Genomic DNA, 11760 nt, shown 5'->3' on the forward strand with positions numbered 1-11760 from the left:
AGGAGGTAGGCAATGAACCGAGTATTTAAGAGTGCGTTTTTTTACTTAATCATATTTTTGGTTATTATAGCCGTAATTAGTTTGTTAAGTGGTCAGAATGAACAAGCTGAAGAGATGAATGTTAATAAGTTTGTTGAATCACTTAATGCAGGCGATATCCAAGAAATGACGATGCAGCCTGTAAATGGAATTATGCGTATAACAGGTAAACTAAAAGATGACAAACAATTTGTCGCACAAGTTCCTGAGAATAATGATGTAATTGCTGATATTACAGAAACAGCATTAGAACAAAGTGTTTTAAAAACGAAACCAATGGATCAACCTAGTATCTGGGTTACGCTTCTTACAACCATGATTCCGTTTTTAATCATTGGACTTTTATTTTTCTTCTTACTTAGTCAAGCACAAGGTGGCGGCGGTGGCCGTGTCATGAACTTTGGTAAAAGTAAGGCGAAAATGTATAGTGAAGAAAAGAAAAAAGTTCGCTTTACAGATGTAGCAGGAGCAGATGAGGAGAAACAGGAATTAGTGGAAGTAGTAGAGTTCCTGAAAGACCCACGTAAATTCTCTGCTATTGGAGCGAGAATTCCAAAAGGGGTTCTATTAGTTGGACCTCCAGGTACTGGTAAGACATTACTTGCACGTGCTGTTGCTGGTGAGGCAGGAGTACCATTCTTCTCCATCAGTGGTTCAGACTTTGTGGAGATGTTTGTCGGTGTTGGTGCTTCACGTGTACGTGATTTATTTGAAAATGCAAAGAAAAACGCACCATGTATTATATTTATCGATGAAATTGATGCAGTAGGTCGTCAGCGTGGTGCTGGTCTTGGTGGTGGACACGATGAGCGTGAGCAAACACTAAACCAGTTACTAGTTGAGATGGATGGTTTTGGAGCAAATGAAGGTATCATTATTATAGCTGCAACCAACCGCCCAGATATCTTAGACCCAGCACTTCTTCGTCCAGGACGTTTTGACAGACAGATTACGGTTGATCGTCCAGATGTAAAAGGTCGTCAAGAGGTTCTAAAGGTTCACGCAAGAAACAAACCGCTAGGTCCTTCTGTTGACTTGAAGACAATTGCAATGCGCACACCTGGGTTCTCAGGTGCAGACTTAGAAAACCTTCTGAATGAAGCAGCACTTGTTGCAGCCCGTCGAGATAAGAAGGAAATAGACATGTTAGATGTAGATGAAGCTATTGACCGTGTCATCGCTGGTCCTGCTAAGAAGAACAGAGTGGTGTCCGAGAAAGAACGTAATATCGTGGCATATCATGAAAGCGGACATACGATTATTGGTATGGTACTTGATGATGCTGATATCGTTCATAAGGTAACGATTGTTCCTCGTGGGCAAGCTGGTGGATATGCTGTTATGCTTCCAAAAGAAGACCGTTACTTCATGACTAAACCAGAACTATTCGATAAAATTACAGGCCTTTTAGGTGGTCGTGTAGCTGAAGAAATTGTCTTTGGTGAAGTAAGTACTGGCGCATCTAATGACTTCCAACGCGCTACAGGTATCGCACGTAAAATGATTACCGAGTATGGTATGAGTGATAAACTTGGACCTCTACAATATAGTAGTGGTGGCGGAGAAGTCTTCCTTGGAAGAGATATTAATAACGAACAGAATTATAGTGATGCAATTGCTCATGACATTGATCAAGAAATGCAAAACTTTATTAATCATTGTTATGACCGCGCAAAAACTATCCTTACAGAGAACCGCGATAAGCTAGAACTAATCGCTCAAACACTTCTAGAAGTCGAGACATTAGATGCAAGACAAATCAAGTCTCTATTTGAAGATGGTGTTCTTCCAGAACCAGAAGATTATGAGGAAGAAACAGCAGATAAGGACGTTAAAGTTAACATTACCTCTAAAAAGGACGATGATTCTGTAGATTCTTTTGAAGAAGCGAAAGAGAAAGCAAATGAAAAGCTTCAAAAAGAAATCGAAGAAGACCAAGAAGGTAAGAACGACTAATCTAATTAAAACAAGGCAGCCTTAACATTAAAGGCTGCCTTTTCTGTTCCATTCAGATTTGTAATTTCACTTACGAAAATGATTTTGGTATATTATTAAAGACTCAGGTTATTTTTTGGTTGTATCTTTAGACAATATTGTTGATTATGCAGACCTTGGGCAACCTAGGTAGTAATGAATTAGATTTTCAAGTTTTACTGTTTTCTCAATGTTAATTACATAATTGATAGAAACTGTGCGGTAACTACTACCAATTTACATTCTTTAAAGAATGCTGTGCTAGGATACCGCTGCGGCAGAATACTCCGCTTTCCGCGGGCGGCTGGTGAGCCTCCTCGCGCTTACGCACTGCGGGGTCTCACCGATGCCTATCCTCCCGCAGGAGTCTCCGTATTCTGCCTACGCTAGTATTCGTTTCTATACAAATATTTTTTTATAATTTAATGTAAAAAAATAACACACTATGCTAGCGCAGGAAATACACGGAGACTCCTACGGGAATAGCGCGTGTCCGAAGACCCCTAGAGAGGTGGTCTTCCCTCGAGGAGGCTGAGGCCGTGCCCGTGGAAAGCGGAGTGTATTTCCGTAGCGGGTATGTTGCACCCAAAATAAAATATTTACCGCACTGTTACAAACAACAGTAAAAATATAAGCAACAAACAATTCGAAACCAGACTTAAGTAAAAACATATTAAGTAGGAAGGACTTACCTCATGCTATTTGTTCTAGACGTTGGAAATACAAACACAGTACTTGGAGTATTTGTCGAGGAAGAACTTAAATACCACTGGAGAATCAAAACAGACCGCTATAAAACAGAAGATGAATTCGGAATGTTAATTAAATCCCTATTCGATTTCAGCGGCATAAAATTACAAGATATTAATGGAGTCGTTTTATCATCTGTTGTACCACCTATCATGTTCCCACTAGATAGAATGTGTAAAATCTATTTCGGTATCGATCCAATAATTGTTGGAAAAGACACAGTAAAGACTAATTTAGAAATGTGCTATCCCAATCCAAAGGAAATCGGTGCAGACCGCATTGTTAATGCTGTTGGAGCTTTAAAAGAACATAAAGCACCACTTATTATCATTGACTTTGGTACTGCAACAACATACTGCTATATAAATGAATCAAACCAATACTGTGGCGGAATTATCTCCCCAGGAATAAATATATCAATGGAAGCATTGTACCAACGTGCTTCTAAATTGCCTAAGATAGAAATTGAGGCACCAGAGAGTGTAATTGGAAAGTCAACCGTTGAAGCAATGAAGTCAGGTGTTTTTTATGGGTATATTGGTCAAGTCGATGGGATTGTAAATCGAATAAAGCAGGATGCCGGTATGGATGCCAAAGTAATTGCTACAGGTGGACTTGCTCCATTAATAGGAAAATCATCCGAAACAATTGATGATGTAGATCCTTTTCTAACATTAAAAGGATTATATGAAATATATAAAATGAATCGATAATTATTGAGTTTATAAAGGAGAGACATCAATATGTCAGATTACTTAATTAAGGCAACAACCTTCAATGGAATGGTTCGTGCGTATGCTATTCGTTCCACTAATATGGTGGAGGAAGCTAGAAGACGTCATGATACATGGGCGACTGCTTCCGCTGCAATGGGGAGAACGATGACGATTTCAACTATGATGGGAGCTATGTTAAAAGGAGATAACTCCCTAACAGTTAAGGTCGAAGGTGGAGGGCCTATCGGTGTCATTGTTACAGATGCCAATGCGAAAGGTGAAGTAAGATCCTATGTAACTAACCCCCATGTTGATTTTGACTTAAACGAAAAGGGTAAATTGGATGTAGCTAGAGCAGTTGGTACTACAGGCAGTCTTAGTATTGTGAAAGATCTTGGATTACGTGATTACTTTACAGGACAAGTACCCATTGTATCTGGAGAGATCAGTGAGGATTTTACTTACTACTTTGCTACTTCTGAGCAAGTTCCTTCTGCAGTTGGAGCTGGAGTTTTAGTTAATCCAGACCATACCATTTTGGCAAGTGGTGGTTTTATTGTTCAAGTTATGCCCGGTGCAGATGAAGATGTAGTGGAAAGGTTAGAAAAGAAAGTAACTTCATTTCCACCTATCTCATCTCTCGTTCAACAAGGAAAAACTCCTGAAGAGATATTAGAGCTTTTATTTGAAGGCGAAGAATTAAAAATCCATGAGAAAGTGCCTGTCCAATTTAAATGTAAATGTTCAAAAGAAAGATTAGCAAATGCGATAATTGGATTGGGTAACGATGAAATAAGACAAATGATTGATGAAGACCATGGAGCAGAAGCATCATGTCATTTTTGTAATGAGAAATATCATTTCACTGAAGAAGAACTTGAAGAATTAATTAAGAATTAATTCGGTCTACTGGAAGGAGTAACTTATGTCAAAAAAATTATTACTCAGCATCATTGTCGTACTCCTAATCACAAATGTTGCAACGATGCTATTTTGGAAAAATGATCAAACAGAACCCATAGTAGAGGATAAAGAAATAGATACGAAGAAACCAGTTGCTACAATAGACGGGGAAGAAGTGTCTTATTCAGATTGGATTAAATCTCTACAAGGGAACTATGGAAAAAAAGAGCTAAAAGATTTAATTGACCATCAAGTCGTAGCTAAGTTAGCAGAAGATCAAAATATTACAATAAGTGATAAAGTAATTGAGAGAGATATAGCGATTCTAACTACGATGCAAGGGCCGATATCAAAAGAGAGTTTACAAAAATTAGAACAAGGTTGGCGAAATGATATTGTATATCGATACCAACTAGAAGCACTACTTGCAGATGGTAATCAAGTCTCAGAACAAGAAGTCGAAACCTATTACAACAAGTATCATAAACAGTATCAATTTGATCAATCATTACAATTCTCCCATATACTAGTATCTACAATGGATACTGCCGAAAAAGTTTATGCAGAACTAGAAGAAGGTGCTTCCTTTGCTCTATTAGCCAAGGAGTACTCGATTGATGAAGATTCTAGAGAAGCTGGAGGATACTTGGGATTTAACTCTGCCAATACAGAGTTCCTACCATCTAATTATTTTGAAATAGCAGCCGGTCTTGAAGAATATTCTTATAGTGAGCCTTTTGTGACTAGTAATGGTATTGCCATTCTATACTTACATAAAAGCTTACCGACGATTGTATTTAGTTATGAAGAATTAAAACCATTTATCCGTAATGAACTAGCCTTACAAGCATCAAATCAGAAGTTAGTCGCGGACCCATTATGGGAAAAATTAGATATAAATTGGATATATGGGGAATAGTATATATAAAGGTTAAAAGCATTTTCGTGAGTTAGCGAAATTGCTTTTTTTCTTAGTAGTCAGGAAGTAAATTATTAACATGGTACAGGACTTGCCTATGATTATGAAAATGTTTCTTAATAAAAGAAGCCTATTTTTTGCATTTCGGTTGACAGTTTTATGGACTTGGGAGTACATTATAAATAAATCCTATAAGATTAGTAGGAATTATGAGGAGGTAATTTCATGAGAGTGGCAGATAACATTACCGGCTTAATCGGAGAGACACCAATTGTAAAATTAAATGGTATTACAGAGGAAGACAGTGCAGATATATATGTGAAATTAGAATTCTTTAACCCAGGTAGTTCTGTTAAGGATCGTATCGCACTTGCTATGATTGAAGCAGCAGAAGAAGAAGGAAAATTAAAAGAGGGTGGCACAATTGTCGAACCAACTAGTGGGAATACTGGAATTGGTTTAGCCATGGTTGCAGCAGCAAAAGGGTATCGAACAGTAATTGTCATGCCTGATACTATGAGTAAAGAGCGTCGTAATATCCTACGTGCATATGGTGCAGAGTTAATTTTAACACCTGGTGCAGATGGAATGAAAGGCGCTATTAAAAAGGCAGGAGAGTTAGTCGAAGAAAAAGGCTACTTCATGCCGCAACAATTTATGAATAAAGCAAACCCAGAAGTACATGCACATACAACAGGTCAAGAGATTGTGAAACAAATGGAAGATGGCCTAGATGCATTTGTATCAGGTGTTGGAACTGGCGGAACGGTAACTGGTGCTGGTCGAGTACTTAGAGAAAACTTTAAAGATATTAAAATATATGCAGTTGAACCAACTGATTCTCCTGTATTATCAGGTGGAAACCCTGGTCCACATAAAATCCAAGGGCTAGGAGCAGGATTTGTACCGGATGTACTGGATACGAAATCTTATGATGAGGTAGTTCAAGTTTCTAATGAAGAAGCATTTGAGACTTCTCGTGAAGTAGCAAAAACGAATGGTATCTTAGGTGGTATTTCTTCAGGTGCTGCAGTTGCAGCTGCGAAGAAGGTAGCAAAAGAACTAGGAAAAGGTAAAAAAGTTCTTGCTGTATTACCTGATAATGGTGAAAGATATCTTTCCACACCGCTTTATCAATTTGATGAAGAATAAGAATAGTGACATAAGGCTAGCATCTATACAAGATGCTAGCTTTTTTTGTTCGGTAATATATAGGGACGGGCAAATGCGAGTTTTATGAATATATGGTACGATTAAGCTAATTATTTTAGTTGGAAGGGACAAAGAAGGCTATGATTTTAAAGACGAAGACGAAGTCATATGATTTATCATCGAGAACACATATTATGGGTATATTGAATGTAACGCCGGATTCCTTTTCAGATGGTGGTCATTACAATACAGTAGAACAAGCTATTAAACAAGCAGTGAAAATGGAGCAACAAGGTGCAGATATTATTGATATAGGTGGAGAATCAACAAGGCCAGATCATGATCCAATATCGGTTGAAGAAGAAATCGCACGTGTCGTGCCGGTAATTAAAGCAGTAAGAGAGGCCGTATCCATCCCAATTTCAATTGATACCTATAAAGCTGAAACAGCAAGACAGGCAATTATGGCAGGAGCTGACCTTATCAATGATGTATGGGGTGCAAAAAAAGAACCTGAGATTGCGTCAGTTGCTGCAAAATACAATGTGCCAATTATCTTGATGCATAACCGTAACGATGAAAACTATACCTCGATAATAGAGGATATGAAGCAGGACTTAGAAGAAAGTATCGATATTGCAAGGAAGGCCGGAGTATTGGATGAGAATATAATAATTGACCCGGGCATTGGCTTTGCCAAAAATGCAAATCACAACCTTATTGTCATGAATAATCTAGAAAAGCTAGTCGAAATGGGATTTCCATTCTTACTCGCAACTTCAAGAAAACGATTTATAGGGAGCGTTTTAGATGTTCCGCCAGCTGAGCGTGATAATGGAACAGGAGCAACAACATGCCTAGGGATTATGAAGGGTGCACATATGATGCGTGTTCATAATGTCAAAGTAAATGTGGAACTTGCAAGAATGATGGATGCTATGCTACGTGTGGAGGATAAATAATGGATAAGATTATATTAACAAATATGCAATTCTATGGATATCATGGACTATTACCAGAAGAAAACAAGCTAGGACAGCGATTCAATGTTGATTTAGAGTTGTACTTAGATACATCCAAGGCAGGTTTAAGCGACAATATGCATGAATCAATTGACTATAGCCAAGCATATCAACGTGTGAAAAAAGTTGTAGAAGGAGAAGCGAAAAATCTAATAGAAGCAGTGGCCGAGACGGTTGCCTCTGATCTATTATCTTCTTTTGAACTATTACAAGCATGCAGGGTAAAGATCATTAAGCCAGATCCACCAATACCTGGACACTATCAGTCGGTAGCGGTAGAGATTTATCGGGAGAAAGCACATGAATAAGGCGTTTATTGCATTAGGTACGAATATAGAACCAAGAAAAGAATACTTGGATCAAGCTATTCAATTACTTAGTAAAGTAGAAGATGTCCAAATTATTAAGAAGTCCTCAATCTACCAGACTCCTCCGGTTGGTTATACGAATCAAGCTGACTTTTTAAATATGGTATTGGAAATAAGTACAAGGCTATCTTCAGAACAGTTATTAGACCAATGCCAAGAAATAGAGAATGAATTAGGGAGAAAGCGGACGATTCGATTCGGTCCTAGAACAATTGACCTTGACATTTTAGTCTTTAATGAAGAAAATATAAAAACGGAACGATTAACCATTCCTCATCCGAGAATGGATATTCGTGCCTTTGTATTAGTACCCCTAAACGAACTTGCCCCGGAATTACGCATAAGCGGATTGGGTAAAACGGTAAAACAATTATTACATGGTCTTCCAGATCAGGACAAGAAGGATATTACAAAATGGAAAATGGTCGAATCGGAAGAAGAATAAAGGCATTTCGAAAGTTAAAAGGTTTCACTCAAGTAGAGTTTGCAAATAAACTTGGCATATCGTTAAATGTACTAGGGGCAGTAGAACGTGGTACCAAAAAAGTACCGGAAGAATTAATCGACCGAATTGCGGAAACGCTAAATATAGATAAGAATGAATTGAAAGGGATAGGATAAGTTCATGTTAGGAATGATTTAGGTAGGTAAGTCATTTACTATGTTCTTTTTCTTAGGACCTTCTAGGAGGAGTAACCGTGTGGAAAATCGGGGACATCACCATTCCTAACCGTGTAACACTTGCGCCTATGGCCGGAGTCAGTAATTGGGCATTCCGTTTAACGGTAAAGGAATTTGGTGCAGGTCTTATTACTGCCGAAATGGTAAGTGATAAAGGAATATTGAATCGAAATAAAAGAACAATGGAAATGTTATATATTGATGAACAAGAAATGCCAATGAGTTTACAGATTTTTGGCGGTGACAAAGACTCCCTTGTTCAAGCGGCACAATACGTGGATCAAAATACAAATGCTTCCATTATTGATATTAATATGGGGTGCCCCGCGCCTAAGATTACGAAAGTCGATGCTGGTTCCCGTTGGTTATTAGACCCAGATAAGATATACCAAATGGTTAAAGCAGTAGTGGAAAATACAGAAAAACCTGTAACGGTAAAGATGCGTACAGGGTGGGATGAAGATCATATCTATGCTGTAGAGAATGCGAAAGCTATTGAAGCGGCTGGTGGTAGCGCAATTGGTCTTCATGGCCGTACTAGAAAGCAAATGTATGAAGGCTATGCAAACTGGGATATCATCAAGGAAGTAAAATCAGCTGTTCATATACCGGTGATTGGTAATGGTGACATTGATAGCCCAGAAATAGCTAAAAAGCGGTTAGTAGAAACGGGTGTAGATGCTGTTATGATTGGACGAGCAGCTCTAGGAAATCCGTGGATTATCTACCAAATTGTCAAGTATCTGGAATCGGGCATTTTAATAGATGACCCTTCCCCAAGAGAGAAAGTTGATGTATGTCTATTGCATATGGATCGCCTTATTAAAATAAAAGGTGAAAAAGTGGCCATTATGGAAATGCGTAAACATGCTGCATGGTATTTAAAGGGGATTGACGGGAATGGGAAAGCTAGAAAGCTTATTAACAGTGCTGAAAAACGTGATGACTTAGTAAACATCTTGTCTGAGTTTGCTAGAGAAGCGGAAGCAATTATTCAAGTTTCTTAAATTTAGATATGATAATCTGCTAGTTCTCGCTAGCAGATTTTTTTAAAGAACATGATTAGTTGATGACTTAGCCTTTAGAGGTGTAAAATAAGGTATTGCCTGAGATAATGATAGATAAAATGAACTAATAATATCTAATTAATACTATATTGGAGTGATAAGAATGTCAGAAGAATTAAATGAACATATGCGTGTTCGCCGGGAGAAGCTGGATACATATCGCGAGAATGGCGTTGATCCTTTTGGAGGTAAGTATGAACGTACAAGTCTTGCAAAGGACCTTCATGAACAATATGAACAATATTCAAAAGAGGAATTAGAAGGAACAGAACATCAAGTTACCATCGCTGGTAGAGTAATGACGAAGCGTGGTAAAGGAAAAGCTGGCTTTGCACACATCCAAGATGTAAGTGGTCAAATCCAATTATATGTTCGTAAGGATGCTATCGGAGAAGAAGCTTATGAAGTTTTCAACACAGTTGATCTAGGAGACATTGTTGGAGTAACAGGTGTCATGTTTAAGACAAATGTAGGGGAACTTTCTGTTAAGGCTACAGAATTCCAGTTATTAACCAAATCATTACGCCCACTTCCAGAGAAATACCACGGCTTAAAAGATGTCGAGCAGCGATATCGCCAGCGCTATCTTGACCTAATTACGAATATGGAAAGTAGAGAAACATTTGTAACTCGGAGTAAGATCATTCGTTCTATGCGTAATTACCTCGATGGACAAGGCTTCCTTGAAGTGGAAACACCTATGATGCATAGTATTCCTGGTGGTGCATCGGCTAGACCATTCATTACCCATCATAATGCATTGGATATTCCTTTGTATATGCGAATCGCAATTGAACTACACTTGAAGCGTTTAATTGTTGGTGGCCTTGAAAAAGTATATGAGATTGGAAGAGTATTCCGAAATGAAGGTGTGTCAACTAGACATAACCCAGAATTTACTATGATAGAGCTCTACGAAGCATATGCAGATTATCATGATATTATGGAGCTTACTGAAAACATGGTTGCACATATTGCTGAAGAAGTACTCGGTACAACAATGGTTACGTATGGTGAATATGAAATAGATCTAAAACCAAAATGGAAGAGACTCCATATGGTTGATGCTGTTAAAGAATATACTGGTGTAGATTTCTGGGAACAAATGAGTGATGAAAAGGCTAGAGAGCTTGCAAAAGAACATGGTGTAGAGATTAAGAGTAATATGACATTCGGTCACGTAGTTAATGAATTCTTCGAACAGAAAGTAGAAGAAAAATTAATTCAACCAACTTTTGTTTATGGACATCCTGTGGAAATCTCACCGCTTGCGAAGAAGAATTCAGAAGATGAACGTTTTACAGATCGCTTTGAATTATTTATTGTAGCTAGAGAGCATGCAAATGCATTTAGTGAGCTTAATGACCCAATCGATCAACGTGAGCGTTTTGAAGCCCAAGTAAAAGAAAGAGACGAAGGAAATGATGAAGCACATCTAATGGATGAAGACTTCCTAGAAGCTCTTGAATATGGGATGCCTCCAACTGGTGGATTAGGAATCGGTATCGATAGATTAGTTATGTTATTAACCAACTCACCATCTATTCGTGACGTATTACTATTCCCGCAAATGCGAAATAAGTAATTTGATCTTAATAAGATCTCATTAACTAATGAATATACCGTATGAAATCATTCCTAATAGTTTGGATTTCATACGGTATTATTATATAGAGTGATATATTATTGCTAAATAGAAAGATACAGTGCAGTTATGACTATCAATTAATCAATATACTGTTACAAAAAAACAACGATATTAAAGGAACAGTCTTACTAAAATTGCAGTCCCAATAATTGCCTTAAATAAAAGCTTGATTAATGGTTAAAATCATGGTAAATTAAATAACGTTGCTTGTTCATACGAAACAAGGTAACAACAAAAAATATGTTGACATCAAATTGCCAGCATGATATATTAATAAAGTCGCTGATTTAAGAAGCGAAGATGCGATTCAAAAAAACTTTTAAAAAACTATTGACATGAAAAGTTGAAAATAGTATAATATAAAAGTTGACGCAAAAACAACGATTTAATTTTATTGCTCCTTGAAAACTGAACAAAACAACCAGTATGTAAGAAAAAACAACCCTGTTTTTTCTATTAAAAAGAAATTCTAAAAGCTAGCGTGCTTTTAGTGCTAAGAAACACAAACTTTTTTGGAGAGT

General features: G+C 37.6%; 11 protein-coding genes. All 11 read left to right on the top strand.

What is annotated here, in order from left to right; genetic code table 11:
• Positions 1-12 precede the first annotated feature (12 nt).
• The 11 genes from ftsH to lysS all read left to right on the top strand — a co-directional run bounded on the left by ftsH (position 13) and on the right by lysS (position 11176).
• Positions 13-1995: an ATP-dependent zinc metalloprotease FtsH gene (ftsH, locus tag BN999_RS14060; RefSeq protein ID WP_096272362.1), complete on the top strand. Its 1983-nt coding sequence runs from the start codon at positions 13-15 to the stop codon at positions 1993-1995.
• Positions 1996-2708: 713 nt separating this feature from the next.
• Positions 2709-3476 (top strand): type III pantothenate kinase, encoded by a 768-nt coding sequence (locus tag BN999_RS14065; protein WP_096272364.1) that lies wholly within the window; start codon positions 2709-2711, stop codon positions 3474-3476.
• 30 nt (positions 3477-3506) lie between these two features.
• Positions 3507-4379, top strand: a complete 873-nt coding sequence (gene hslO, locus BN999_RS14070) for an Hsp33 family molecular chaperone HslO (protein ID WP_096272366.1) — start codon at positions 3507-3509, stop codon at positions 4377-4379.
• Between the two features lie 25 nt (positions 4380-4404).
• On the top strand, positions 4405-5301 hold the full coding sequence (locus tag BN999_RS14075) for a peptidylprolyl isomerase (RefSeq protein WP_096272368.1): 897 nt from the start codon (positions 4405-4407) through the stop codon (positions 5299-5301).
• A 225-nt stretch (positions 5302-5526) separates the two neighbouring features.
• Positions 5527-6453, top strand: coding sequence for a cysteine synthase A (cysK, locus tag BN999_RS14080; protein WP_096272370.1), 927 nt, complete (start codon positions 5527-5529; stop codon positions 6451-6453).
• 140 nt (positions 6454-6593) lie between these two features.
• Entirely contained in the window at positions 6594-7415 is an 822-nt protein-coding gene (gene folP / locus BN999_RS14085) for a dihydropteroate synthase (protein WP_096272372.1), read from the top strand.
• Positions 7415-7783 carry a dihydroneopterin aldolase gene (folB, locus tag BN999_RS14090; RefSeq protein WP_096272373.1) on the top strand — a complete coding sequence of 123 codons (369 nt, stop codon included), beginning with the start codon at positions 7415-7417 and terminating at the stop codon, positions 7781-7783. Before folP ends, folB begins: the two co-directional genes overlap by 1 nt.
• Positions 7776-8288, top strand: coding sequence for a 2-amino-4-hydroxy-6-hydroxymethyldihydropteridine diphosphokinase (gene folK / locus BN999_RS14095; RefSeq protein ID WP_096272375.1), 513 nt, complete (start codon positions 7776-7778; stop codon positions 8286-8288). The genes folB and folK overlap by 8 nt, the downstream gene beginning before the upstream one ends.
• On the top strand, positions 8258-8464 hold the full coding sequence (locus BN999_RS14100) for a helix-turn-helix domain-containing protein (RefSeq protein WP_096272377.1): 207 nt from the start codon (positions 8258-8260) through the stop codon (positions 8462-8464). Before folK ends, BN999_RS14100 begins: the two co-directional genes overlap by 31 nt.
• Before the next feature lie 77 nt (positions 8465-8541).
• Positions 8542-9531 (top strand): tRNA dihydrouridine synthase DusB, encoded by a 990-nt coding sequence (dusB, locus tag BN999_RS14105; RefSeq protein WP_096272379.1) that lies wholly within the window; start codon positions 8542-8544, stop codon positions 9529-9531.
• Positions 9532-9694: 163 nt separating this feature from the next.
• Positions 9695-11176: a lysine--tRNA ligase gene (gene lysS / locus BN999_RS14110; protein ID WP_096272380.1), complete on the top strand. Its 1482-nt coding sequence runs from the start codon at positions 9695-9697 to the stop codon at positions 11174-11176.
• Positions 11177-11760 lie beyond the last annotated feature (584 nt).

The sequence above is a fragment of the Paucisalibacillus globulus genome, from assembly GCF_900184735.1.
GTDB classification, from domain to species: Bacteria; Bacillota; Bacilli; order Bacillales; family Amphibacillaceae; genus Ornithinibacillus; species Ornithinibacillus globulus_B.